Annotated in this window: 24 protein-coding genes; 10 read left to right on the top strand and 14 right to left on the bottom strand. The window is 65.0% G+C overall.

The window, feature by feature from the left end; genetic code table 11:
* The first annotated feature begins 11 nt into the window (after positions 1–11).
* The 7 genes from N7422_RS00565 to N7422_RS00535 all read left to right on the top strand — a co-directional run bounded on the left by N7422_RS00565 (position 12) and on the right by N7422_RS00535 (position 6,513).
* Positions 12–1,985: a heme lyase CcmF/NrfE family subunit gene (locus N7422_RS00565; protein WP_279805089.1), complete on the top strand. Its 1,974-nt coding sequence runs from the start codon at positions 12–14 to the stop codon at positions 1,983–1,985.
* Positions 1,982–2,518, top strand: a complete 537-nt coding sequence (locus tag N7422_RS00560) for a DsbE family thiol:disulfide interchange protein (RefSeq protein ID WP_279804600.1) — start codon at positions 1,982–1,984, stop codon at positions 2,516–2,518. The genes N7422_RS00565 and N7422_RS00560 overlap by 4 nt, the downstream gene beginning before the upstream one ends.
* Entirely contained in the window at positions 2,515–2,991 is a 477-nt protein-coding gene (locus N7422_RS00555; protein WP_279804599.1) for a cytochrome c-type biogenesis protein CcmH, read from the top strand. Before N7422_RS00560 ends, N7422_RS00555 begins: the two co-directional genes overlap by 4 nt.
* Complete coding sequence (gene ccmI / locus N7422_RS00550) at positions 2,984–4,171, top strand: c-type cytochrome biogenesis protein CcmI (protein ID WP_279804598.1); 1,188 nt, start codon at positions 2,984–2,986, stop codon at positions 4,169–4,171. The genes N7422_RS00555 and ccmI overlap by 8 nt, the downstream gene beginning before the upstream one ends.
* Before the next feature lie 13 nt (positions 4,172–4,184).
* Complete coding sequence (locus tag N7422_RS00545; protein WP_279804597.1) at positions 4,185–4,610, top strand: hypothetical protein; 426 nt, start codon at positions 4,185–4,187, stop codon at positions 4,608–4,610.
* Positions 4,611–4,734: 124 nt separating this feature from the next.
* Positions 4,735–5,673, top strand: coding sequence for a 2-hydroxyacid dehydrogenase (locus N7422_RS00540; RefSeq protein ID WP_279804596.1), 939 nt, complete (start codon positions 4,735–4,737; stop codon positions 5,671–5,673).
* A 51-nt stretch (positions 5,674–5,724) separates the two neighbouring features.
* A complete protein-coding gene (locus N7422_RS00535; RefSeq protein ID WP_279804594.1) occupies positions 5,725–6,513 on the top strand; it encodes a PhzF family phenazine biosynthesis protein in 789 nt (262 codons plus the stop codon).
* On the opposite strand, the gene N7422_RS00530 is transcribed toward N7422_RS00535, so the two are convergent.
* Positions 6,506–7,138, bottom strand: a complete 633-nt coding sequence (locus N7422_RS00530) for a DsbA family protein (protein ID WP_279804593.1) — start codon at positions 7,136–7,138, stop codon at positions 6,506–6,508. The genes N7422_RS00535 and N7422_RS00530 overlap by 8 nt on opposite strands.
* 164 nt (positions 7,139–7,302) lie before the next feature.
* Here N7422_RS00530 and N7422_RS00525 point away from each other — a divergent pair, with 164 nt between their 5' ends.
* On the top strand, positions 7,303–8,229 hold the full coding sequence (locus N7422_RS00525) for a class I SAM-dependent methyltransferase (protein WP_279804592.1): 927 nt from the start codon (positions 7,303–7,305) through the stop codon (positions 8,227–8,229).
* Between the two features lie 41 nt (positions 8,230–8,270).
* Here N7422_RS00525 and N7422_RS00520 read toward each other — a convergent pair whose 3' ends face one another.
* The 8 genes from N7422_RS00520 to gcl form a co-directional block, all read right to left on the bottom strand.
* On the bottom strand, positions 8,271–9,269 hold the full coding sequence (locus N7422_RS00520; RefSeq protein ID WP_279804591.1) for a sulfate ABC transporter substrate-binding protein: 999 nt from the start codon (positions 9,267–9,269) through the stop codon (positions 8,271–8,273).
* A 123-nt stretch (positions 9,270–9,392) separates the two neighbouring features.
* Positions 9,393–10,214: an ion transporter gene (locus N7422_RS00515; protein ID WP_279804590.1), complete on the bottom strand. Its 822-nt coding sequence runs from the start codon at positions 10,212–10,214 to the stop codon at positions 9,393–9,395.
* Positions 10,215–10,259: 45 nt separating this feature from the next.
* Positions 10,260–11,135 (bottom strand): urea transporter, encoded by an 876-nt coding sequence (locus N7422_RS00510; RefSeq protein ID WP_279804589.1) that lies wholly within the window; start codon positions 11,133–11,135, stop codon positions 10,260–10,262.
* A 207-nt stretch (positions 11,136–11,342) separates the two neighbouring features.
* A complete protein-coding gene (gene pyk / locus N7422_RS00505; RefSeq protein WP_279804588.1) occupies positions 11,343–12,758 on the bottom strand; it encodes a pyruvate kinase in 1,416 nt (471 codons plus the stop codon).
* Entirely contained in the window at positions 12,755–14,029 is a 1,275-nt protein-coding gene (locus N7422_RS00500; protein WP_279804587.1) for a glycerate kinase, read from the bottom strand. Before N7422_RS00500 ends, pyk begins: the two co-directional genes overlap by 4 nt.
* A 259-nt stretch (positions 14,030–14,288) precedes the next feature.
* Positions 14,289–15,182 carry a 2-hydroxy-3-oxopropionate reductase gene (locus N7422_RS00495; protein WP_279804586.1) on the bottom strand — a complete coding sequence of 298 codons (894 nt, stop codon included), beginning with the start codon at positions 15,180–15,182 and terminating at the stop codon, positions 14,289–14,291.
* Positions 15,183–15,360: 178 nt separating this feature from the next.
* Positions 15,361–16,143, bottom strand: coding sequence for a hydroxypyruvate isomerase (gene hyi, locus N7422_RS00490; protein ID WP_050706605.1), 783 nt, complete (start codon positions 16,141–16,143; stop codon positions 15,361–15,363).
* 54 nt (positions 16,144–16,197) lie between these two features.
* Positions 16,198–17,973 carry a glyoxylate carboligase gene (gcl, locus tag N7422_RS00485; RefSeq protein WP_279804584.1) on the bottom strand — a complete coding sequence of 592 codons (1,776 nt, stop codon included), beginning with the start codon at positions 17,971–17,973 and terminating at the stop codon, positions 16,198–16,200.
* 257 nt (positions 17,974–18,230) lie between these two features.
* On the opposite strand from gcl, the gene N7422_RS00480 reads away from it, so the two are divergent.
* A complete protein-coding gene (locus tag N7422_RS00480) occupies positions 18,231–18,671 on the top strand; it encodes a heme-binding protein (protein WP_279804583.1) in 441 nt (146 codons plus the stop codon).
* Between the two features lie 85 nt (positions 18,672–18,756).
* Here the strand turns inward: N7422_RS00480 and N7422_RS00475 are convergent, their stop codons facing one another.
* Positions 18,757–19,368, bottom strand: a complete 612-nt coding sequence (locus N7422_RS00475; protein WP_279804581.1) for a TetR/AcrR family transcriptional regulator — start codon at positions 19,366–19,368, stop codon at positions 18,757–18,759.
* Between the two features lie 131 nt (positions 19,369–19,499).
* Here N7422_RS00475 and N7422_RS00470 point away from each other — a divergent pair, with 131 nt between their 5' ends.
* Positions 19,500–20,414: a DUF808 domain-containing protein gene (locus tag N7422_RS00470; RefSeq protein WP_279804580.1), complete on the top strand. Its 915-nt coding sequence runs from the start codon at positions 19,500–19,502 to the stop codon at positions 20,412–20,414.
* Between the two features lie 166 nt (positions 20,415–20,580).
* Here N7422_RS00470 and N7422_RS00465 read toward each other — a convergent pair whose 3' ends face one another.
* The 4 genes from N7422_RS00465 to N7422_RS00450 form a co-directional block, all read right to left on the bottom strand.
* Positions 20,581–21,363, bottom strand: coding sequence for an outer membrane protein OmpK (locus N7422_RS00465; protein ID WP_279804579.1), 783 nt, complete (start codon positions 21,361–21,363; stop codon positions 20,581–20,583).
* A 349-nt stretch (positions 21,364–21,712) separates the two neighbouring features.
* Positions 21,713–22,498, bottom strand: a complete 786-nt coding sequence (locus tag N7422_RS00460; RefSeq protein ID WP_279804578.1) for an outer membrane protein OmpK — start codon at positions 22,496–22,498, stop codon at positions 21,713–21,715.
* Positions 22,499–22,638: 140 nt separating this feature from the next.
* Entirely contained in the window at positions 22,639–23,994 is a 1,356-nt protein-coding gene (locus tag N7422_RS00455) for a nucleobase:cation symporter-2 family protein (RefSeq protein WP_279804577.1), read from the bottom strand.
* Positions 23,995–24,186: 192 nt separating this feature from the next.
* Complete coding sequence (locus tag N7422_RS00450; protein WP_279804576.1) at positions 24,187–25,506, bottom strand: urate hydroxylase PuuD; 1,320 nt, start codon at positions 25,504–25,506, stop codon at positions 24,187–24,189.
* Positions 25,507–25,545: the final 39 nt, after the last annotated feature.

Below are 25,545 nucleotides of genomic sequence, written 5' to 3'. Positions count from 1 at the left end.
ATGCGGCCCTGGTGATCCCTGAGCTGGGCCAATTGGCGATGATCCTGGCGATCTGCTTCGCCACCGTGCAGGCCACCGTGCCGCTGCTCGGCGCCTGGCGCGGCGACAGCCTGTGGATGGGCCTGGCGCGTCCGGCGGCCTGGGGGCAGTTCGCCTTCCTGGCCTTCGCCTTCGCCTGCCTGACCCACGCCTTCATGACCGACAACTTCTCGGTCGCCTATGTCGCCAGCAACTCCAACAGCGCCTTGCCCTGGTACTACAAGTTCAGTGCCGTGTGGGGCGCGCACGAAGGCTCGCTGCTGCTGTGGGCGCTGATCCTCGGCGGTTGGACCTTCGCCGTGTCGATCTTCTCGCGCCAGCTGCCGCAGGTGATGCTGGCCCGGGTGCTGGCGGTGATGGGCATGATCAGCGTGGGCTTCCTGAGCTTCCTGATCATCACCTCCAACCCCTTCCAGCGCCTGCTGCCGCAGGTGCCGGGCGATGGCCGCGACCTCAACCCGCTGTTGCAGGACTTCGGCCTGATCGTTCACCCGCCGATGCTGTACATGGGCTATGTGGGCTTCTCGGTGGCCTTCGCCTTCGCCATCGCCGCGTTGCTGGGCGGGCGCCTGGACGCGGCGTGGGCGCGCTGGTCGCGACCCTGGACGATCGTTGCCTGGGCGTTCCTCGGCGTGGGCATCACCCTCGGCTCCTGGTGGGCCTACTACGAACTGGGCTGGGGCGGCTGGTGGTTCTGGGATCCGGTGGAAAACGCCTCGTTCATGCCCTGGCTGGTGGGCACCGCGCTGATCCACTCGCTGGCGGTCACCGAGAAGCGCGGGGTGTTCAAGAGCTGGACCGTGCTGCTGGCCATCGCCGCATTTTCCCTGAGCCTGCTGGGAACCTTCCTGGTGCGTTCCGGTGTGCTGACCTCGGTGCATGCGTTCGCCGCCGACCCGTCCCGCGGCGTCTTCATCCTGATCTTCCTGCTGTTCGTGGTCGGTGGCTCGCTGACCCTGTTCGCACTGCGCGCGCCGGTGGTCAAGAGCCAGGTGGGCTTCGCCCTGTGGTCCCGTGAAACCCTGCTGCTGGCCAACAACCTGGTGCTGGTGGTGGCCGCGTCGATGATCCTGCTGGGCACGCTCTATCCGTTGGTGCTCGATGCCCTGACCGGCGCCAAGCTGTCGGTCGGCCCGCCTTACTTCGATGCCTTGTTCCTGCCATTGATGGCCCTGCTGATGGTGGTGCTCGGCGTGGGCGTGGTGGTGCGCTGGAAGGACACGCCAGGCAAATGGCTGGCGGGCATGCTGACCCCGGTGCTGATCGGCAGCGCGGTGCTGGCGCCGGTCGCCGGGCTGATCGTCGACGACTTCGACTGGCCGGCCCTGAGCGTGTTCGCCCTGGCTGCCTGGGTGGTGCTCAGCGGCGCGCGCGACATCCTCGACAAGACCCGGCACAAGGGGCTGCTCAAAGGCCTGGGCGACCTCAACCGCAGCTACTGGGGCATGCACCTGGCGCACCTTGGCCTGGTGGTGTGCGCCCTGGGCGTGGTGCTGTCGAGCAACAACAGCGCCGAGCGCGACCTGCGCATGGCGCCGGGCGAGAGTGTCGAGCTGGGTGGTTACCACTTCCTGTTCGAAGGCGCCAAGCACTTCGAGGGGCCCAACTTCATTTCCGACAAGGGCACCATCCGTGTCTCGCGCGATGGCCGTGAAGTCTCGGTACTGCACCCGGAGAAGCGCCTGTACACCGTGCAGCAATCGATGATGACCGAGGCCGGCATCGACGCCGGCTTCACCCGCGACCTGTATGTCGCCCTCGGCGAGCCGCTGGAAAACGGCGCCTGGGCGGTGCGGGTCCACATCAAACCCTATGTTCGCTGGATCTGGCTGGGCGGTCTGCTGACCGGCCTGGGCGGGCTGCTGGCGGCCCTCGACCGGCGCTACCGCGTCAAGGTCAAGACCCGGGTGCGTGAGGCCCTGGGCGTGTCTGGAGCAACTGCATGAAGCGTTGGATCATGGTGCTGCCGCTGGCGGTGTTCCTGCTGGTGGCGGTCTTTCTCTACAAGGGGTTGTTTCTCAAGCCCGACGAACTGCCTTCGGCGATGATCGGCAAAGCGTTCCCGGCGTTCTCGCTAGGCACGGTGCAGGGCGACCGGACCCTGACCCAGGCCGACCTGATTGGCCGTCCGGCGCTGGTCAACGTGTGGGGCACCTGGTGCCCGTCGTGCAAGGTCGAGCACCCGTACCTGAACCAGCTGGCCGAGCAGGGCGTGGTGATCCACGGCGTCAACTACAAGGACGACAACGCCGCCGCGCTGAAGTGGCTGGCCGAGTTCCATAACCCCTACCAGTTGAACATCGCCGACCCGCAAGGCTCGCTGGGGCTCGACCTGGGCGTTTACGGCGCCCCGGAAACCTTTCTGATCGACGCCAAGGGCATCATTCGCTACAAGCACGTGGGCGTGGTCGATGCCAGCGTCTGGCGCGAACAGCTGGCGCCGCTGTACCAGGGCCTGGTCGACGAGGCCAGGCCATGAGGCGCTGGCTTGCGGCTGCCGTGCTCGGCTTGAGCCTGGCCGGCGTGGCCAAGGCGGCCATCGACACCTACCAGTTCCGCGACGAGGCCGAGCGCGAGCGTTACCAGCAGCTGACCAAGGAACTGCGCTGCCCCAAGTGCCAGAACCAGGATATCGCCGACTCCAACGCGCCGATTGCCGCCGACCTGCGCCGCGAGATCTTCCGCATGCTGGGTGAAGGGAAGAGCAACCAGCAGATCGTCGATTTCATGGTCGATCGCTATGGTGACTTCGTGCGCTACAAGCCGGCGCTCAGCGGGCGCACCTGGCTGCTCTGGTTCGGCCCCGGGATTCTCCTGGCCGGTGGTTTCGTGGTGCTCGCGGTGATCGTCCGCCGCCGCCGCGGACAGGCCGTGGCCGGTAGCACCGAATTGTCCTCCGACGAACGCGAACGCCTCGCCAAACTGCTGGATAAAGAACGTACCCATGACTGAATTCTGGCTTAGCGCGGGCCTGCTGCTGCTCGCCGCCCTGGCTTTCCTGCTGCTGCCGATCCTGCGGGGTCATCGCCGCCAGCAGGCCGAACAGGACCGTACCGCACTCAATGTCGCGCTCTATGAGGAGCGTGTCGCCGAACTGACCGCCCAGCAGGCGGCCGGTGTGCTCGACAACGAACAGCTGGCCAAGGGCCGCGACGAGGCTGCCCGCGAACTGCTGGCCGATACCGAGCGCAGCGAGGCGGCGCGCCAGGGACATCTGGGCAAGGCCATTCCGCTGCTGGCGGCGGTGCTGGTGCCGGCCATGGCCCTGGGGCTGTACCTGCACTTCGGTGCCGCGGACAAAGTCGAACTGACCCAGGAGTTCGCCAGCGCACCACGGTCGATGGAAGAGATGACCACGCGCCTGGAACGTGTGGTGCAGGCCCAGCCGGATTCGGCCGAGGGCCTGTATTTCCTGGGTCGGGCCTATATGGCCGAGCAGCGGCCAGCGGATGCGGCCAAGGCCTTCGAGCGCGCCGTGACCCTGGCCGGGCGCCAGCCCGAGCTGCTCGGGCAGTGGGCCCAGGCCCTGTACTTCGCCGCCGACAAGCAGTGGTCGGCGCAGGTGCAGGCCCTTACCGACGAAGCGCTGAAAGCCGATCCCCGGGAAGTCACCAGCCTGGGCCTGCGTGGCATCGCTGCCTTCGAGGGCGAGCGTTACCAGGAAGCCATCGACTACTGGCAGCGCCTGCTGGCGCAACTGCCCGAAGGCGATGCCTCCCGCGCCGCGCTGCAGGGCGGCATCGATCGCGCCGCCGACAAGCTCAAGGCCGGTGGTGGCAAGGTTGCCGAAACGGCGCGCCTGAAGGTGCGGGTCGAACTGGCGGCGGCACTCAAGGACAAGGTGCGCCCGGACGACACCGTGTTCATCTTTGCCCGCGCCAGCAACGGCCCGCCCATGCCGGTGGCGGCCAAGCGGGTGACCGTGGCGCAACTGCCGATCGAAGTGGAGTTGTCCGATGCCGACGCCATGATGGCGCAGATGAAACTGTCGGACTTCGCCGAAGTCCAACTGGTTGCCCGTGTCTCCCGCGCCGGCGTGCCGACCCGCGGCGAGTGGAAGGGTCAGAGCGCCCCGTTGGCCACCGACACCCAGGCCACCCAGCACCTGACCATCGACAGCCCCGATACGTAAGAGAGCGACCCTCATGAACAGCACCGCACGCCTGACCCTGATCACCCTGGCCCTGGGTCTTTGCGCGTGTACGGTGCAGCAGCCGACGGAGCGTGAGCCGCTGCCGCCGATCGAGACCACGCCGCCACCGCACCAGGGGCCGGTGGTCAAGCCGTTGCCGGGCGGCCAGCCCACGACCCAGCCAAGCAAGCCGGCCGCCATTCCCAAGCCCGTGCCACGGACCTCCGCCAGCTTCGCCCCGCCACCCGGCGGCGCCAGTCATTGGGACCCGAAGCTGGGCGTGTATGTGCTGGAAAAGCAGCCCAACACCTTCTATCGCCAACGCACCTATTACCGCTGGAACAACGGCTGGAGCTGGTCGCTGAGCCCCAACGGGCCGTGGCAGGATACTGACAGCAGTGGCGTGCCAGGCGGGCTGGGCCGGGCGTTCGGGCAATAATTGCCATAAGCCGAATCCGAATCGCGGGGCTCCATCACCCGCGTGGGAGCGGGCTTGCCCGGCGATTCGGCCGGCGGCGTCAACAGCTGGCATAATCCCCCTTCGCATTCAACCGGAGGGTGGCATGAGCAAGACAGTCCTGGTGCTGGTGGAAACCGTCGATGACTACCTGCCGTTACTGGAACAGGCCGGTTACCGCCTGATCCTTGCCCCGTCGCCGCAGATGCGTGCCGAGGCCATTACCCGCCATGCCGATGAGATCGATGCGGTACTCACCCGTGGGCCGCTGGGTCTGAGCGCTGCGGAAATCGACACCTTGAGCAGGCTGCGGATCATCTGCGTGATCGGCGCGGGCTACGAGCGGGTCGACCTGGCCGCCGCCGCTGCGCGTGGCATCACCGTCACCAATGGCGCCGGCGCCAACGCAGGCCCCGTGGCTGACCACGCCATGGCCCTGTTGCTGGCGCTGTTGCGCGACATTCCCCGCGCCGATGCCAGCACCCGCCGGGGCGAGTGGAACCGGGTGATCAGCCCGTCGGTAAGCGGCAAGCGCCTGGGCATCATCGGCCTGGGCGCGGTCGGCCAGGCCATCGCCCGGCGCGCGACTCAAGGCTTCGACATGCACGTCAGCTACCACAGTCGCACCCCACGCGCCGAGGTGCCCTACACCTGGTACGACAGCCCGCTGCACCTGGCCGAAGCCGTGGATATCCTGGTGGTCGCCACGCCCGGCGGTCCTGGTACCCGGCACCTGGTGGATGCCCGGGTACTCGAGGCGCTGGGGGCCGAGGGCTATCTGGTCAATATCGCCCGTGCCAGTGTGGTGGACACCGACGCCCTGGTCGGCGCTTTGCAGCAAGGAGTGATCGCGGGGGCGGCGCTGGATGTGTTCGACGACGAGCCCGTCGTGCCCGATGCGCTCAAGCAACTGGGCAACACCGTGCTCACGCCCCATGTCGCGGGACAATCGCCGGAGGCGGCGCGCGACACCGTCACGCTGGTGCTGCGCAACCTGCAGGCGTTCTTCGCCGGCGAGCCGGTGCTGACGCCGGTTCGTGCCTGATTCCTTTCCCGATGTCTGCCTGGCCGTGCGCCGGGCATGAGGAGCTTTTGCATGCAACTCGAAATCTTCCAGGTCGATGCTTTTTCCTGCGCGCCATTCGGTGGCAACCCGGCGGCGGTGATTGCGCTGCAGCAGTGGTTGCCAGATGCACTGCTGCAGCGCATCGCAGAAGAAAACAACCTGTCCGAAACCGCCTATTTCGTGCGCAATGGCCAATCGTTCGACCTGCGCTGGTTCACCCCGGCGGTGGAGGTCGACCTGTGTGGCCATGCGACACTGGCGGCCGCCTGGGTGCTGTTCGAGCAGCTGGGCGAGCGTGCCGAGGTGCTGCGCTTCAATACCCGCAGTGGCGAACTGCGGGTCAGCCGCTCGGCCGACGGCCTGCTGGCCATGGACTTCCCGGCCAAGCAGCCGGTTGCCGTGGCGATGGAGCCGAAGTTGCTGGCGGCCCTTGGATTGAACGAAGCCCGGGCGCTGTACCGGACCGACGATTATGTGCTGGTGATCGACGATGCCGCGCTGCTCGATCCGCTGAAACCGGACTTCGTGGCGTTGTCCGCGTTCGATGTGCGGGGGATCGCGGTGACGGCGCCGGGGCGCGGCTTCGATTTCGTCACCCGCTGGTTCGGGCCACGGGTGGGTGTCAACGAGGACCCGGTCACAGGCTCCGCGCACACTTCGCTGGCGCCGTACTGGGCCGAACGCCTGGGCAAGGGCAGCCTGCGCTGCGAACAGGGCGGGGCACGCAAGGGCCAGTTGCAGTGCGACGTGCCAGGCAACGGGCGGGTGATCATCAGCGGCCGAGGGGCGCTGTATTTGCGCGGCAGCATCTTCATCTGACGCTGTCGCGAACCCTGGCGATGGCGCTGCGCAGTGCTTCGAGGCTCAGGGCACCGGGTAGCAGGTAGCGGCCATCGATGACCAGGCTGGGGACTGAGGTGATGCCCAGGCGCTCGCCGCGGGTGAGTTCCTGATCGAGCATCCGCGGTGCCAGATCGTGGAAGGCCAGGGCGAAGGCCCGCGGGTCGAAGCCCGCTTCGGTGGCCACCGTCAGCACCGTGTCGTGGTCGCCGATGTTGCGGCTTTGCACCAGGTGGGCCTCCTGCAGGTGATCGAACATGCGCCCGTGGCCCTCATTGCCGTCCAGCGCGGTGGCGGCTTGGCACGCCAGGCCGGCCAGCAGCCCGGAGGGGTACTCGAAGGGCTGTCGGCGCATGCCTTCGATATCGATGCGCTTGACCTCCTCGGCGTGGGCGCATGAGCGCCAGTGGTCGAGAATGGTCTGCTTGGCCTGGGGCATCGAGCCAAAGCGTTCGATCATCGCTTCACGGCTGGTCTGCAGGATGAAGGTGCGGTGCTGGATATCCAGGTCCAGTTCGTCCTGCAGCTGCTTGAGCCGCGGGGCGAGGACGAAGCACCAGCCACAGACGACATCGTGGAAGAATTCGATCTTGAGGGAAGGCATGCGGGTGTTCCTGTTCCAGAGAGCGATACCCTCACTATCCCTGGCGGCCGGCGGGCAAAAAAAGCGACAAAAATGCGGCAAACCCTCCTATTCCCTTCATCGATGACGGCCAGGCGCTGGCACTAGCGGGTAGAATGACGCTCTTTTGCCTGACCGTAGCCGACATGACTCCAGCCATCGCCACTCTCGAGCAGCACCTGCTCGCCGCCCTCGACCCCGCGCCTGGGGAGACTCGCCGCCTGTTCCATGGCCGCGGCCGCTGCTGGCCGGGGCTGGAGCAGATCACCGTCGACTGGCTCGACGGCGTGCTGTCGGTGGCGCTGTTCCGCGAGCCGCCCGAAGACCAGCTGGCGGAGCTCGAGGCCATGCTGCGCGCCCTGGCCGAGCGTGCGCAGTGGACCGGCCAGGCGATCTTGCTGCAACACCGCTATCTGCCCGACAGCCCGGGCCAGTGGTTGCTCGGTGAGCCCTGCCAGCAGCGCGAGGTGGTCGAGGATGGCCTGAAGTACCTGCTGGATCTGGGGGTACGGCAGAACAACGGCCTGTTCCTCGACATGCGCCATGGCCGACGCTGGGTCCGCGAACAGGCGACGGGCAAGCGGGTGCTCAACCTGTTCGCCTACACCTGTGGTTTCTCGGTGGCGGCGATCGCCGGGGGGGCGGAACAGGTGGTCAACCTGGACATGGCCAAGTCGGCGCTGTCGCGGGGGCGCGACAACCATCGGCTCAATGGCCACGATGCGTCGCGGGTCGCCTACCTGGGGCATGAACTGTTCAAGTCGTGGGGCAAGGTGCGCAAGTACGGGCCGTACGACCTGATCATCATCGACCCGCCGACCTTCCAGCGTGGCAGCTTCGTGTTGACCCAGGACTACGCCAAGATCCTTCGTCGTCTGCCGGAGTTGTTGAACGAAGGCGGCACCGTGCTGGCTTGCGTCAACGATCCGGGGATCGGGCCGAAGTTTCTCATCGAGGGGATGGCCGAGCATGCGCCGGGGCTGGCATTCGTCGAGCGGCTGGAGAATCCGCCGGAGTTTCCCGATGCGGACCCGGAGGGTGGCCTGAAGGCGCTGGTGTTCCGCCAGAGGTGATAAGTTGCCCTTGCCGGCGATAGGCCGGTACAGGTCAGTGATCAATTGCTGGTATAGATCTGGTCGAACACGCCACCGTCATTGAAGTGGGTCTTCTGCACGGTGCGCCAGTCACCGAAGGTCTTCTCCACCGACAGGAAGTCGACTTTCGGGAAGCGGTCGGTGTACTTGGCCAGCACTGCCGGATCACGTGGGCGCAGGTAGTTGTTCGCGGCGATCTCCTGGGCCTCGGGCGACCACAGGTACTTCAGGTATTCCTCGGCCACGGCCTGGGTGCCTTTCTTGGCCACCACCTTGTCCACCACGCTCACCGGCGGCTCGGCTTCGGCCGACACGCTCGGGTAGATCACCTCGAACTGGTCGCGGCCGAACTCGCGGGCGATCATCTCGGCTTCGTTCTCGAACGTCACCAGTACATCGCCGATCTGGTTGGTCATGAAGGTGGTGGTGGCGGCGCGGCCACCGGTGTCCAGTACCGGCGCCTGCTTGAACAGCTTGCCGACGAAGTCGCGGGCCTTGGTTTCGTCACCGCCCTGCTTGAGCACGTAGCCCCAGGCCGAGAGGTAGGTATAGCGGCCGTTACCCGAGGTCTTGGGGTTGGGCACGATCACCTGCACGCCATCCTTGAGCAGATCCGGCCAGTCCTTCAGCGCCTTGGGGTTGCCCTTGCGCACGATGAACACGGTGGCCGAGGTGAATGGCGCGCTGTTGTTCGGCAGGCGGCTCACCCAGTTCTCCGGCACCAGCTTGCCGTTGTCGGCCAGGGCGTTGATGTCGGTGGCCATGTTCATGGTGATCACGTCGGCCGGCAGGCCATCGATCACCGCGCGCGCCTGCTTGCTCGAGCCGCCGAAGGACATCTGCAGGTTGACCTTCTCGTTGTGCTCTTTCTCCCAGTGCTTCTGGAACGCCGGGTTGTAGTCCTTGTAGAAGTCGCGCATCACGTCGTAGGAAACGTTGAGCAGGGTCGGGGCGGCTTGGGCGAGGTTGCTTAGGGCCAGGCCCGCGGCGAGCAGCGAGGCGCTGAAGAGTTTTTTCACTGGAGGCATTCCTTGTTCTGATTCAAAGGGTTGGCGATATGCCAGCGACTATAGCGGTTGGCTGTTTGGTCGCTAAAGATCAAATGGCTCTTTGCTTATGCTTGCCCCGCCTTGGGGCTCTGCCTATTGCTTTGGAAACAACGCATTGCCACAGCGTGAACAGAATGCCGCGCCGTGTTCGTGGTGATGCTTGGCGCAGGTCGGGCAGTCGTGCTGCAGCTGTTCGCCACGCAGCGCATTGGCCAGCTCGGCGGTGAAGATACCGGTGGGCACCGCTATGATCGAGTAACCGGTGATCATCACCAGCGACGACAGCACCTGACCCAGCGGGGTCTTGGGCACGATATCGCCGAAGCCCACGGTGGTCAGGGTGACGATGGCCCAGTAGATGCCCTTGGGAATGCTGGTGAAGCCATGCTCGGGGCCTTCGATGACGTACATCAGGGTGCCGAACACAGTGACCAGGGTCGACACGCTGAGCAAAAACACGATGATCTTCTGCTTGCTGCCCTGCAACGCCGCCAGCAGGTAATGGGCCTGCTTCAGGTAGGGGCTGAGCTTGAGCACGCGGAAGATCCGCAGCATGCGGATCACGCGAATGATGAGCAGGTACTGGGCATCGCTGTAGTACAGGGCGAGGATGCCCGGCACGATGGCCAGCAGGTCGACCAGCCCGTAGAAGCTGAAGGCGTAGCGCAGGGGCTTTGGCGAGCAGTACAGGCGGGTGATGTACTCGGCGAGAAAGATCGCCGTGAAGCCCCACTCGATGCCGGCCAGCAGGCCGGCGTAGCTTTGGTGGACCTCGTCGATGCTGTCGAGGATCACCGTGACCAGGCTGGCGAGGATGATCAGCAGGAGGATCTTGTCGAAGCGCCTGCCAGCGACGGTGTCGGTCTGGAAGACGATGACGTAGAGCCGCTCGCGCAGGCTCGAAGGGTTGTCCATGGGCGCGTTCCATTGTGCGAATGGGCAGAGCCTAGGGGCTGTGTTTCAGCTGTGCAAGCGAGGGGCGTTGCGGCGTTGATTGAGCTGGACCAGATGATTGCCCAGGTGCATGAGCCAGCACGCCGTGACGAAAGGCGCGGTGAGCCCGGCAATCGGCAGCAGGTTGAACAGCGGTTGCAGCAACAGGGCACAAGCGATGGCGAGCAGGGTGAGCCACGGCTTTTCGCCCTGGCGACTGAAGGCCAGCGCCGCCAGGGCCGCATTGAAGCCGTACAGCCCCAGCCAGACTGCCTGCGTCTCGCCGGCCAGCAGCGCGACTCCGCCACCGATCGCCGAACCGATGACAGCCCAGGTGGCGGCATAGGGGTTGGCGATGTACATGCCGACCACGATCAGCAGGCCAGCCATGGGCTTGTCGAGCAGGAAGATCTGCCCGACGCCGCGCAGCAGGGCGTACACCGGATCGGCCTCGACGTGGTGACTGGTCGAGGGCTCGGCCAGCAGCAGGGCGGCCCAGCCGAGCAGCACGAATGGCGCGGTGTAGGCGATCAGCAGCTTGCCGCCGCGCTTGCGCCATTGGTGGGTGAGCATGCTCGACAGGCCACCGGCGGCGATGATCAGCGGCGGCAGGATGGCCGACCAGGGCAGCACGGCGCTGATCAGGATGCCGATCAGCACGCCGTTGTAGCAGTACAGCCCAGCCTGCCGGTCGGTGCGGTCGTAGCCACGGCGCTGGGCGGTGAGCAGGCCGGCGAGGGCGCCGAGCAAGGCGCCGCCGACCAGGTTCGGCGCGGTCAGCAGGATGGCCAACAGGCAGCACAGGCCGCACAGGGGATTGCGCAGCAGCAGCACCTGGCTGAAGCCGTTGAGCAAAGCCGTGGCCCAGTCGGGGCACGGGTTGACGAAATTCTTGGTGTACATGGGCAGTCGGTAAGGTGGGTGGGGGAGCGGTGGGCCTCTTTGGGCCTCGGTTTTCCGCAGTTCTGTTGTAGCGGTGTACGGGGAGGGCTGCGCCCTCCAATCGCGACACAAGGCCGCTCCCACAGGGATCGTGTATTCATGCCTGGGTTTGATCCCTGTGGGAGCGGCCTTGTGTCGCGAAAGGGGCGCAGAGCGCCCCCGGCGATCTCAGACCAAGGTCTCGATCCGCAGCGTATTAGTCGAACCCGGCTTGCCGAAAGGCACACCGGCGGTGATCAGCAACGTGTCGCCACGGCCGGCCATGCCTTGGGCCTGGGCGATCTCCAGCGCCGTGGAGACGACTTCGTCGACCTGGCGCAGGCGGTCGTTGACCACCGAGTGCACGCCCCAGGTCACGCTCAGGCGGCGAGCGGTCCGCAGGTTCGGCGTCAGGTTGAGGATCGGCGCCCGTGGCCGCTCGCGGGCGGCACGCAGGGTCGAGGCCCCCGACTCGCTGTAGTTGACCAGCACCGCTACCGGCAGGATGCCGCTGATGCGCCGGATCGCGCAGCTGATGGCGTCCGACACGGTGGCCTCGGCCTTGGGCCGGCCGACATCGAGCTGGGCCTGGTAGTCCGGGCCGTTCTCCACCTGGCGGATGATCTTGCTCATCATCTGCACCGCTTCCAGCGGGTAGTCGCCCGAGGCGGTCTCGGCCGACAGCATCACCGCGTCGGCGCCTTCGGCCACGGCGTTGGCCACGTCGGTGACTTCGGCGCGGGTCGGGGCAGGGGAGAAACGCATGGACTCGAGCATCTGGGTGGCCACCACCACCGGTTTGCCCAGTTGGCGACAGGTGCCGATGATGCGTTTCTGGATCTGCGGCACGCTCTCGGCCGGCACTTCCACGCCCAGGTCGCCACGGGCGACCATGATCGCGTCGGACAGCTCGGCGATGGCCTGCAACTGCTCGACCGCCGAGGGTTTCTCGATCTTGGCCATCAGGTAGGCACGGTCGCCGATCAGCTGACGTGCCTCGAGGATGTCCTCGGGGCGTTGGACGAACGACAGCGCCACCCAGTCCACGCCCAGCTCCAGGCCGAAGGCCAGGTCGCGGCGGTCCTTCTCGGTGAGCGGGGAGAGGTCGAGCACCGCCTGGGGCACGTTGACCCCCTTGCGGTCGGACAGCTCGCCACCGGCCAGCACTTCGGTGTCGATGGCGTCGCTGTGCTTGGCGGTCACCCGCAGGCGCAGCTTGCCGTCGTCCAGCAGCAGGTCCATGCCCGGTTGCAGCGCGGCGATGATCTCCGGGTGAGGCAGGTTGACCCGGCGGCTGTCACCCGGGGTGGTGTCCAGGTCCAGGCGCAGGGCCTGGCCGCGTTGCAGCTGGACCTTGCCTTCGGCGAAGCGGCCGACGCGAAGCTTCGGCCCCTGCAGGTCCATGAGGATGCCCAGCGGGTAGTTCAGCTGTTGCTCGACTTCGCGGATCCACTGGTAGCGCAGGGCGTGGTCGGCGTGTTCGCCGTGGCTGAAGTTGAGACGGAAGATGTTCACCCCGGCCTCGACCAGCTGGCGGATGTCATCGATGCCTTTGATCGCAGGCCCGAGGGTGGCGAGGATTTTCACTTTTTTATCAGGCGTCATGATTGCGGAGTCTCGAGGATCAGGATGGCGCGGAAGTCGTTGACGTTGGTGCGGGTCGGCTCGGTGACGATCAGTGCGTCGAGCGCGGCGAAGTAGCCATAGCCGTTGTTGTTGTCCAGCTCATCACTGGCCGACAGGCCCAGGGCCTCGGCGCGGGCGTGGCTGTCCGGGGTCATGAAGGCGCCGGCGTTGTCCTCCGAGCCATCGATGCCGTCGGTGTCGCCGGCCAGGGCGTACACGCCGGGCAGGCCCTTGAGGTTCTCGGTGAGGCTGAGCAGGAACTCGGCGTTGCGCCCGCCACGGCCGTTGCCGCGCACGGTGACGGTGGTCTCGCCGCCGGAGAGGATCACGCAGGGGGCCTTCAGCGGCTGGCCATGCAGGACGATCTGCCGGGCGATGCCGGCATGCACCTTGGCCACCTCGCGCGACTCGCCTTCCAGGTCACCGAGGATCAGCGGGCTGAAGCCGGCCTGGCGAGCTTTCACCGCGGCGGCCTCCAGCGACTGCTGGGGCCTTGCGATCAGCTGGAAGTGGCTGCGGGCCAGGGCCGGGTCATCGGCCTTTACGGTCTCGGAAGCCGGGTTGTTGAGCCAGTCGATGACGGCCTTGGGCGCGTCGATGTTGTAGCGCTTGATGATCGCCAGGGCATCGGCGCAGGTGCTCGGGTCGGCCACGGTAGGGCCGGAGGCGATGACCGTGGCAAGGTCGCCGGGCACGTCGGAAATCGCGTAGGTGTAGACGGTGGCCGGCCAGCAGGCCTTGGCCAGGCGGCCGCCCTTGATCGCCGAGAGGTGCTTGCGCACGCAGTTCATCTCGCCGATGGTGGCGCCGGATTTCAGCAGGGCCTTGTTGATCTGCTGCTTGTCGGCCAGGGTCAGGCCCTCGGCGGGCAATGCCAGCAGGGCGGAACCGCCGCCGGACAGCAGGAAGATGACGCGGTCGTCTTCGTTCAGGTCGCTGACCAGGTCGAGCACGCGCTTGGCCACGGCCAGGCCTGCGGCGTCGGGGACCGGGTGGGCGGCTTCGACCACCTCGATCTTCTGGCAGCTGGCGCCATGGCCGTAGCGGGTGACGACCAGTCCGCAGACTTCACCCTGCCAGCTCTTCTCGACCACTTCGGCCATGGCGGCGGCGGCCTTGCCGGCGCCGATGACGATGACCCGACCACTGCGATCGGCGGGCAGGTAAGGTTCGAGGACCTGACGGGGGTGGGCGGCGGCGATGGCTGTGTCGAACAGCTCGCGCAGGAGTTTTTGTGGATCGACCGACATGGCAGGCTCCCAGGTTCTTGTTGTTCTGCAAAATCGAAAACGCCCCTGGAACTGCCTCCGTGCAGGCCGAACCAGGGGCGGGTGTTGCTCGGGGTCACCACTGGACCTGTGGTTGCAGGTTCAGCGGTGTTGGATCTGGAATCGTGGGGGCGCTTTGCGCCCCTTTCGCGACACAAGGCCGCTCCTACAGGGATTGCGTACCGCCTGTAGGAGCGGCCTTGTGTCGCGAAAGGGCTGCGCAGCAGCCCCGGAATTCAAATCACTTGTCGTCGCGGATCGAGAAGTTGGCCATGTGCTCCAGGCCCTTGATCAGCGCCGAGTGGTCCCAGTTGCCGCCGCCCAGCGCCACGCAGGTGCTGAACACTTGCTGGGCGTTGGAGGTGTTGGGCAGGTTGATGCCCAGTTCCTTGGCGCCCTGCAGGGCCAGGTTCAGGTCCTTCTGGTGCAGGTTGATGCGGAAGCCCGGGTCGAAGGTGCCCTTGATCATGCGCTCGGCATGCACTTCGAGGATCTTCGAGGAAGCGAAGCCGCCCATCAGTGCCTCACGCACCTTGGCTGGGTCCGCGCCGTTCTTGGCGGCGAACAGCAGGGCTTCGCCGACGGCCTGGATGTTCAGGGCGACGATGATCTGGTTGGCGACCTTGGCGGTCTGGCCGTCACCGTTGCCGCCGACGCGGGTAATGTTCTTGCCCATGGCTTCGAACAGTGGCAAGGCGCGCTCGAAGGCTTTCGGGCAGCCACCGACCATGATGCTCAGGGTGCCGGCCTTGGCGCCGACTTCGCCGCCGGACACCGGGGCGTCCAGGTACGCCGCGCCGGTGGCCTTGATTTTCTCGGCGAAGGCCTTGGTGGCGGTAGGGGAGATCGAGCTCATGTCGATCACCACCTTGTTCGGGCCCACGCCTTCGGCGACGCCGTTGTCACCGAACAGGACGCTTTCGACCTGCGGGGTGTCCGGAACCATGACGATGATGAACTCGGCCTCCTGAACCACCTCCTTCGGGTTGGCCAGGGCCACGGCGCCTGCGGCGATCAGGTCGGCCGGGGCTGCGTCGTGGTGGGTGGAGACGAAGATGCTGTGACCTGCTTTTTGCAGGTTCTGGGCCATGGGCTTGCCCATGATGCCGGTGCCGAGGAAGCCGATTTTAGCCATGAGATTGTGCCTCTTGTATTTGTATGAACAGGCGACAAGACCCCTGTAGGAGCGGCCTTGTGTCGCGATTGGGGCGCGAAGCGGCCCCACGATCTCAGCCAGTCAGGAAGATTGCCGGGGCTGCTGCGCAGCCCTTTCGCGACACAAGGCCGCTCCTACAACTGTCCTGCGTGGCCACTTAAATTGCGTTGTGGGTCTTCAGCCAGCCCAGGCCGGCTTCAGTGGTGGTCTTGGGCTTGTACTCCGCGCCCACCCAGCCCTGGTAGCCGATACGGTCCAGATGCTCGAACAGGAAGCGGTAGTTGATCTCGCCGGTGCCCGGTTCGTGACGGCCCGGGTTGTCGGCCAGCTGCACGTGGTTGATCAGCTTCAGGTTGGTTTCCAGGGTGCGCGCCAGGTCACCTTCCATAATCTGCATGTGATAGATGTCGTACTGCAGGAACAGGTTGTCGCTGCCGACTTCGGCCTGGATTTCCAGGGCCTGTTTCGTGGTGTTCAGGTAGAAGCCGGGGATGTCGCGGGTGTTGATCATTTCCATGACCAGGCGGATTCCGGCGGCCTTGAGCTTGTCGGCGGCGTAGCGCAGGTTTTCGACGAAGGTCTTGCGCACGGTCGCGCAGTCCAGGCCTTCGGGGCGGATGCCGGCCAGGGCGTTGACCTGGGTGTTGCCCAGGACCTTGGCGTACTCGATGGCCTTGTCGACGCCGGCGCGGAATTCTTCGACACGGTCCGGGTGGCAGGTGATGCCGCGCTCACCCTTGGCCCAGTCGCCAGCGGGGAGGTTGAACAGCACCTGGGTCAGGCCGTGGGCGTCGAGCTGCTGCTTGATCTCGGCGGCGCTGAAATCGTAGGGGAAGAGGTATTCGACGCCGCTGAAGCCAGCGTCGGCGGCGGCCTTGAAGCGGGCCAGGAAGTCCTGTTCGGTGAACAGCATGGACAGGTTGGCGGCGAAGCGAGGCATAAGTCGTCTCCTTGCGTTGAATACCCCCGCGCAAGGCGCGGGGGCGTCAGGCGATCAGTCCAGCAGCGAGATGGCGGTCGGCGCGTCGTTGCCGACCAGGGCGAGGTCTTCGAACTCGTTGACCGCGTTGATCTCGGTGCCCATGGAAATGTTGGTCACACGCTCGAGAATCACTTCGACCACCACCGGCACGCGGAACTCTTCGGCCATCTTCTGCGCCTTGAGCAGGGCAGGGGCGATGTCGGCCGGTTCGAACACGCGCAGCGCTTTGCAGCCCAGGCCTTCGACCACGGCGACGTGATCGACACCATAGGTGGCGGCGTCGGTGGAGTTGATGTTCTCGAACGCCAGTTGTACACAGTAATCCATGTCGAAACCACGCTGCGCCTGGCGGATCAGGCCGAGGTAGGCGTTGTTCACCAGCACGTGGACGTAGGGCAGGTTGAACTGCGCGCCTACGGCCAGCTCTTCGATCATGAACTGGAAGTCGTAGTCACCGGACAGCGCGACGACCTTGCGCTTCGGATCGGCCTTCACCACGCCCAGGGCGGCGGGAATGGTCCAGCCCAGCGGGCCGGCCTGGCCGCAGTTGATCCAGTGGCGTGGCTTGTACACGTGCAGGAACTGCGCGCCGGCGATCTGCGATAGACCGATGGTGCTGACGTAGCAGGTGTCCTTGCCGAACACCTGGTTCATCTCTTCGTATACGCGCTGCGGCTTGACCGGCACGTTGTCGAAGTGGGTCTTGCGTTGCAGGGTGGCCTTGCGCTCCTGGCATTCTTCCAGCCAGGCCTTGCGGCACTTCAGCTTGCCGGCGGCTTTCCACTCGCGGGCCACTTCGAGGAACACCTCCAGGGCCTTGCCGGCGTCGGAAACGATACCGAGGTCAGGGGTGAACACGCGGCCGATCTGGGTTGGTTCGATGTCGACGTGGACGAACTTGCGGCCTTCGGTGTAGACGTCTACCGAGCCGGTGTGGCGGTTGGCCCAGCGGTTGCCGATACCGAACACCAGGTCGGACTTGAGCAGGGTGGCGTTGCCGTAGCGGTGCGAGGTCTGCAGGCCGACCATGCCGACCATCAGCTCGTGATCGTCCGGGATGGTGCCCCAGCCCATCAGGGTCGGGATCACCGGCACGCCGGTCAGTTCGGCGAACTCGACCAGCTTGTCGCTGGCGTCGGCGTTGATGATGCCGCCACCGGCCACCAGCAGCGGACGCTCGGCGTCATTGAGCAGGGCCAGGGCTTTTTCGGCCTGTACGCGGCTGGCTTGTGGCTTATGTACTGGCAGCGGTTCGTAGGCGTCGATGTCGAATTCGATCTCGGCCATCTGCACGTCGAACGGCAGGTCGATCAGCACCGGGCCCGGGCGGCCGGTGCGCATTTCGTAGAAGGCCTTCTGGAAGGCATAGGGTACCTGGCCTGGCTCCAGAACGGTGGTGGCCCACTTGGTGACCGGCTTGACGATGCTGGTGATGTCGACGGCCTGGAAGTCTTCCTTGTGCAGACGCGCGCGCGGGGCCTGGCCGGTGATGCAGAGGATCGGAATGGAGTCGGCGCTGGCGCTGTACAGACCGGTGACCATGTCGGTGCCGGCAGGACCGGAAGTGCCGATGCATACACCGATGTTGCCTGGGTTGGCGCGGGTGTAACCCTCGGCCATGTGCGAGGCACCTTCGACGTGGCGAGCGAGGACGTGATCGATGCCACCGACTTTCTTCAGGGCCGAGTACAGCGGGTTGATGGCAGCCCCTGGAATGCCGAACGCGGTATCTACACCTTCACGGCGCATGACCAGAACGGCTGCATCGATTGCTCTCATTTTGCTCATGGGTTGTGCCTCATCGATTTTGTAATTGTATACAACTTGCGTTGCGACAGAGTGTATTCATGCTCTGCGCAAAAGGTCAATCCATTTTCGTCGGCAGGCGCGACTTAGCGGTCACCTCGCTGAAAAGCGGCATTTCGTCGCAGTTGGTGGGGTTGCTTCAAAATGTTGTATACAAAACATGTCTTCATTGTGTTCTATTCTGTCTATTGGTTTTCAATTGCCCTTTGGGCTTCTCACAACAAGAAGAGGACCTTTTCATGAACGCATTGACCCTGAAAGTCGCCGTCGGCGTGGTGAACGCCGCGCTCGCCGCAGGCCGCAAGATCAACGCCGCGCCCTTGACCGTGGCGGTGCTGGATGCGGGCGGGCACTTGCTGGCCTTGCAGCGCGAGGACGGCGCCAGCCTGCTGCGCCCGGAGGTGGCGATCGGCAAGGCCTGGGGCGCGGTGGCGCTGGGCAAGGGCTCGCGCCTGCTGGCGCTGGATTCGCAGCAGCGGCCGGCGTTCTACGCGGCGCTGAACGGGCTGGGCGAGCGACCGGTGGTGCCGGTGCCGGGCGGGGTGCTGATTCGCGATCGGGACGGCAAGGTGCTGGGTTCGGTGGGAATCAGTGGAGATACGTCGGATATCGACGAGCAGTGCGCGATCAGTGCGATCGAGGACGTGGGGTTGACGGCGGATGGCGGGGTGGCGGCTTAAGGCTCAGTTACCGGGGGCCGCTGTGCGGCCCATCGCCGGCAAGCCGGCTCCCACAGGGATCGTGCACTGCCTGTGGGAGTCGCTGTCAGGCCGCCTCGGGCTCGCAGCCCTTCAGCACCAGGCGGATGATGGTCTCGGCGGCGGCGTCGTAGTCGCTGTCGGCCAGCTTGGTCTTGCCGGTCACCACGGCGATCTGCCAGTCGAAATCCGCGTAGGTCTGGGTCGCCGCCCAGATGCTGAACATCAGGTGGTGCGCATCGACGTGGGCGATCTGCCCGCGCTCGATCCAGCGCTGGATGCATTCGATGTTGTGCCGGGCCTGTTCGTTCAACTGCTCGACCTGCCGCGGCGAGAGGTGCGGCGCGCCATGCATGATCTCACTGGCGAACACTTTCGAGGCATGGGGCAGGTCGCGGGAGATGCGGATCTTCGAGCGGATGTACGCGCTCAGCACCTCCTTGGGGTCGCCGTCGGCGTTGAACGGCGTCGAGGCCTGCATGATCGGCGCGATGATGCTCTCGAGCACCTCGCGGTAGAGGTTTTCCTTCGACTTGAAGTAGTAGTAGACGTTCGGCTTGGGCAGCCCGGCCTTGGCCGCGATGTCGCTGGTCTTGGTGGCGGCGAAGCCCTTGTCGGCGAATTCTTCACTGGCCGCGCGCAGGATGAGTTCCTTGTTGCGCTCGCGAATGGTGCTCATTGTCGGGGATCTTCCTCGTGGTCTGACCGCCTCTGAGAGGGATCGGGCATGGTAGCACCGGGCTGGATGAGCGCTCAAGGCAGCTGGTTTCGGCTAGAATCCGTGCTTTTCGACCCTTTGGATTAAAGAACATGGCAGGAAGCAGTCTGTTGGTGCTGATCGATGACATCGCCACGGTGCTGGACGATGTATCGGTGATGACCAAGGTCGCGGCGAAGAAGACTGCGGGGGTGCTGGGCGATGACCTGGCGCTCAATGCCCAGCAGGTGACTGGCGTGCGCGCCGAACGCGAACTCCCGGTGGTCTGGGCGGTGGCCAAGGGCTCGCTGGTGAACAAGGCGATCCTGGTGCCGGCGGCATTGCTGATCAGCGCGTTCATTCCCTGGGCGGTGACGCCGCTGTTGATGGTCGGGGGCGCCTACCTGTGCTTCGAGGGCTTCGAGAAGCTGGCGCACAAGTTCCTGCACAGCCAGGCAGAGGACCAGGCGCAGCACGAGGCGCGCAAGGAAGCCGTGGCCGACGCGAACATCGACCTTGTGGCTTACGAGAAGACCAAGATCAAGGGGGCGGTGCGCACCGACTTCATCCTCTCCGCCGAGATCATCGCCATCACCCTGGGCACGGTGGCCGATGCGCCGCTGAACCAGCAGATCATCGTGCTGTCGGGCATCGCGCTGGTCATGACCATTGGTGTCTATGGCCTGGTGGCAGGCATCGTCAAGCTCGACGACCTGGGGCTGTGGATGACGCAAAAGGCTTCGAGCCTGGCCCGGGCGGTGGGTAACGGCATCCTGCATGCTGCGCCGTACATGATGAAAAGCCTGTCGGTGATCGGTACCGCGGCCATGTTCCTGGTCGGTGGCGGCATCCTGGTGCATGGCATCGCGCCGCTGCATCACGCCATCGAGGCGTTCAGCGAAGGGCGGGGCGGGGCGTTGACCGGGGCGCTGCTCAATGGTGTGGCGGGGGTTGTCGCCGGGGCGGTAGTGCTGGCGGTGGTCGCTGTCGCGGGCAAGGTGTGGCGGGCGGTTAAACCGGCAAACTGAGGCGCCTGGCCGGGGCTTGCCCTGGTTCGCCTGTAGGAGCGGTCTTGTGCCGCGAAAGGGGCGCGAAGCGGCCCCAGTATCTCGGCATCATGCAAAATCGCCGGGGCTGCTGCGCAGCCCTTTCGCGACACAAGGCCGCTCCTACAGGCTTTACACTGGCCTCAGATCAGAAGTGCACCTTGACCAGGAAGCTCATGGTGTTCTGATCGGTGGTGAAGGCATCGCTGTCCTTGATGCCGTACTTGTTCTTCCAGTAGTCGTACTCGATACCCACGTACAGCTGCTTCTCGCCCAGGTGCAGCGCCTTGCCCAGGTCGTACTTCACCTGCGGGTTGAAGTGCAGGTTCGCCTGATAGGTGCCCCGACGGTTCTCGTCGTTGTCGACCACCCAGTCCATGAAACCGTCGATCAGGATGTCGGAGGAACCCACCGGGATGGTGTACGACCAGACCGGTGTGATCTGCCAGACGTTGTCGCCCGCACGGCTGCCGTCGGTGGTGCGCTGGTAGAAGTTCAGCTGGAAGTAGTCGAAGCCCGGGATGTTCAGGTCGAAGCCGGGACCGATCAGGTAAGACTCGGTGTCACCCTCGCCGAACTCGTAGGTCATGGCCAGCAGCACATCCTTCACCGGGCCGAACTCGAGCTTCTGGTCGAAGATCTTGCCGAACGACAGGCGTGGGCTGAACTCGCCGTAGTAGGTATTGGGGCCGTTGCTGGCGTCCTTCTTGCCCTGGTAGAAGATCTTGTCGAAGAAGAAGAAGTTGTCGCCGTACTTCCACGCATCGGCGTGCTCGAAGGTCACGGTCTGCTGGGTCTCGGGGTTGACCTTGAAGTTCTTGCCCCACAGATAGGTGAGGCTGTTGTTCTGCCATTGCAGCAGATCGCCGGCTTGGCTGGCGCCACAGGCCAGCAGGCCCCCGGCGAGGATCAGGCTATTGATGGTACGCATTGCGTGTGTCGCTCCCTTTATTGGATCTGTTGTCAGCGCTCGGGCGCTGTTCTTGTCTTTTGAGTCAGCTTTTTTCAATTGGCCACAGCTGTTTGGCAAGAGCTGCGCCAACTTTTCCGCGTTGGGCACAACCGTCCTGCTCGACGTCTTTCTGAACAGATGAAATGGGTATTTCTGGCTGGCAACACGTCGGCCAACCGCCCGAATTCATTGACTGAGCGGTCAGTAAACGCGGGCAGGATCCGTCCTGCCCTGATCGAGGGGCGCGCAGATTACTGGCTTGCGCGCTGGGCCTCAAGTGCTCCGTCCTGAAGCACGGTGTTACAAACTTGGGCGTTTGGTCAGGTTATCAGAAATGAACCTTCACCAGCGCACTGGCGACGCTCTGATTGCTGTCGACATTGCCGCGGCTGTCGATACCGTACTTGTCCTTCCAGTAGCTGTATTCGAAGCCGACGTAGAGCTGCTTGGCGCCCAGGTTCAGAGCCTTGCCGAGGTCGTACTTGACCTGTGGGTTGAACTGCAGGTTGGCGTGGTAGGTACCGCGGCGAGTCTGGTCGTTGTCGACGACCCAGTCGATGTAGCCGTCGATCAGAATGTCGGATTTGCCTACGGGAAGCGTGTAGGACCAGGCCGGGGTGATCTGCCAGACGTTGTCACCGGGGCGGCTACCTTCGGTGTTGCGCACGTAGAAGTTCAGGGTGAAGTAGTTGAAGCCGGGAACATTGAGGTCGAAGCCAGGGCCGATCAGGTAGGCCTCGTTATCACCCTCGCCACGCTCGTAGGTCATGGCCAGCAGCACGTCCTTGATCGGCCCGAAGGCCAGGTTGCGATCGAAGATCTTGCCGAACGACAGACGTGGACTGAACTCACCGTAGTAGGTGGTCACCCCTTTGCCGGGGTCGGCCTTGCCGTTGTAGAAGATCTTGTCGACGAACAGGAAGGTGTCGCCGTATTTCCACTTGTTGGCGTGCTCGAAGGTGATCGTCTGCTGGATATCGGGGTTGACCTTGAAATCCTTGCCATACAGGTAGGTCAGGCTTTCGCCGTGCCACTGCAGCCATTCGCCGGCGTGGACGGGGAGGGTGGCCAGCAGGCTGCTGCCCAGCAGAACGGACGAGGTGATGCGCTTCATGTCGTGATTCCCGGACTTATTGTTTTTGTTAGGGCTTTTTCGGCGCGCAGGCGCCCCGGGCGGCCCATTCCGGCGGGCCGACGGTGCAACGGTTACTGCTTGGGTCGAGCAGGGCGGCAAGTGCTGCCGCCCCTTGTCACTCAATGCTGGTGGCAGGCGTCGTTGTGCGCGGCGCGGTCGGCGCCACCGAGGATGTTGAACAGCAGGTTCAGCACCAGGGCGCTGAGGGTGGCCATGGCGATGCCACTGTGGGTGATCGGTTCCATCCACTGCGGCATCTGTGCGAAGAACTCCGGGCGCACCACCGGGATCAGGCCGAAACCGACGCTGACCGCGACCAGCAGCTGGTTGCGCCGGTCGGCGATGTCCGCCTCCTGGAGGATCTTGATCCCGGTGGCGGTGACCATGCCGAACATGGCGATGGACGCGCCGCCCAGTACCGCGGGCGGGATCGAGGCGATCAGGAAGGCCGCCTTGGGCAGCAGGCTGAGCAGGATCAGCAGGGCGCCAGCCATCACCGTGACGTAGCGGCAGCGTACCCCGGTCATCTGCACCAGGCCGATGTTCTGGGCGAAGGAGGAGTGGGTGAAGGTGTTGAAGAAGCCGGCGATGAACGATGCGCCCGCGTCGCACAGCAGGCCGCGACGCAGCATCCCTGGCGTTACCTCGCGATCAGTCACCTTGCCCAGGGCCAGGAACATGCCGGTGGACTCGACGAAGATGATCACCACCACCAGGCACATCGACAGGATCGGCGCCAGGCTGAAGGTCGGCATGCCGAAGTGCAGAGGGGTGACCACCTGCAGCCAGGGAGCATCGTTCAGGCCCGAGAGGTCGACCATGCCGATGGAGCCGGCGAGGATGTAGCCCAGGCCCATGCCCACCAGCACCGACACGTTGACCCAGAAGCCACGCATGAAGCGGTTGATCAGCAGGATCACCGCCAGCACCAGGCCAGCGACCATCAGGTAGATCGGTGCGCCGAAGGCTTCGGCTTCATGACCACCACCGGCCCAGTTGACCGCCACCGGGAACAGCGACAGGCCGATGGAGGTGATGACCGTGCCGGTCACCAGCGGTGGGAAGAAGCGCACGACCTTGGACATGAACGGCGCGATCAGCATGCCGAAGAACCCGGCGGCGATGGTCGCGCCGAAGATCCCCTGCAGGCCGACGCCGGGCATGCCGGCCATGGCTACCATGCTGCCGACCGCGGCGAAGCTGGCACCCATCATGACGGGCATGCGGATGCCCACAGGGCCGATACCGAAGGATTGGACGATGGTGGCAACGCCGGCGACCAGCAGGTCGGCGTTGATCAGGAAGGCGACTTCTTCGCGGGACAGGCCCGCCGCCTGGCCGATGATCAGCGGCACGGCGATGGCGCCGCCGTACATCAGCAGAACGTGTTGCAGACCCACCAGGATCAGCTGGAACAAGGGCAGGGGCTGTCGTGGCGGCGCAACAGGAATGTACGCCTTGGGTGACTCGGACATGCAGCACCTCGAGTTTTGTTTTTATTCTCGGATCCAAGCGGGCGACTTCACGTGGCAGGCTCCGGTGAAGGAGGCTGGGGGTCCCACGTGAAGACGTACGCTCGATGCTTGCTTGTTGCTTGGAGCTTGTAATCGAGGCCGGCAGTGCCGGCCTCATCGCGGGACAAGCCCGCTACCACGAAGGGCGGTTTATCAGTTGACGCGCGCGCCGTTGGCGATCCAGTCACCGACCAGCTTGCGCTCTTCAACGGTCATCTGGGTGATGTTGCCCAGCGGCATGATCTGGCTGGCGACGGCCTGCGCCTGGATGCGCGCGGCCTGGGCCTGGATCTGCTGCGGGGTGTCGAACATCACGCCGCCAGGTGCGGCGCTGAACAGCGGGCTGGTCGGCTTGGCCGAGTGGCACACGGTGCAGCGCTCCTGGATGACGTTGTGGATCTTGTCGAAACCATCGGTGGCCGCCTTGGCGGTAGCCTCGGCCGGCACTGCGGCGGGGGCTTCGGCAGCCTTGGTGGCCTCTTCGGCACGCAGCTCGGCGGCGGTCTTGCCGCCTACGGCGGTGGCTGGCAGCGGCTGGTACTCGACCTTCGCGGCGGCCTGCTCAGGGGCGGTCGGCAGCGGCTTGGGGCCGGTCACGTAGGCCAGGCAGATCATCGCCAGGGCGCCGACGGGCAGGGTCCAGGCGTACTTGTTGCTGTCGTGGCGGGTGTTGAAGTAGTGACGGATCAGTACCGCGGCCACCGCGATCCCGGCCAGGATCAGCCAGTTGTACTGGCTGCCGTAGGTGCTCGGGAAGTGGTTGCTGATCATGATGAACAGCACCGGCAGGGTGAAGTAGTTGTTGTGGCGCGAACGCAGCAGGCCCTTGGCCGGCAGTACCGGGTCGGGGGTCTGGTTGTTCTCGATCGCCGCCACGAGCTGGCGCTGGGCCGGCATGATGATGCGGAACACGTTGCCGACCATGATGGTGCCGATGATCGCGCCGGTGTGCAGGTAGGCGCCACGGCCGCTGAACACCAGGCTGAAGCCCCAGCAGGCGGCGATGATCAGCACGAACAGCACGCCGCCCAGCAGGGCCGGTTGCTTGCCCAGGGGCGAGTCGCACAGGAAGTCGTAGATGAACCAGCCGGCAACCAGCGAACCGATACCGATGGCCACGCCTTCGGCACCGCTCAGGGTGCTGCCGGGCGCCAGCAGGTAAAGGCTTGGGTTCCAGTAGAACACCACGCACAGCAAGGCGATCCCGGACATCCAGGTGAAGTAGGCTTCCCATTTGAACCAGTGCAGGTTCTCGGGCATTTTCGGCGGTGCGAGCTTGTATTTCTCCAGGTGGTAGATACCACCGCCGTGAATGGCCCAGAGGTCACCCGACAACCCATCGCGCGGGTTGCTTCGGTTCAGGTGGTTCTCCAGCCAGACAAAGTAGAACGATGCACCGATCCAGGCCACGCCGGTGATCATGTGAACCCAGCGAATGCTCAGGTTCAGCCATTCGTGAAGGTGTGCTTCCACAGTATGTACCTCTCGCCAGTCACCTTTTCGATGACCGAC

This window comes from Pseudomonas sp. GD04091 (assembly GCF_029836165.1).
Classification (GTDB): Bacteria; Pseudomonadota; Gammaproteobacteria; order Pseudomonadales; family Pseudomonadaceae; genus Aquipseudomonas.
This window is presented reverse-complemented; position numbering and strand designations above follow the sequence as displayed.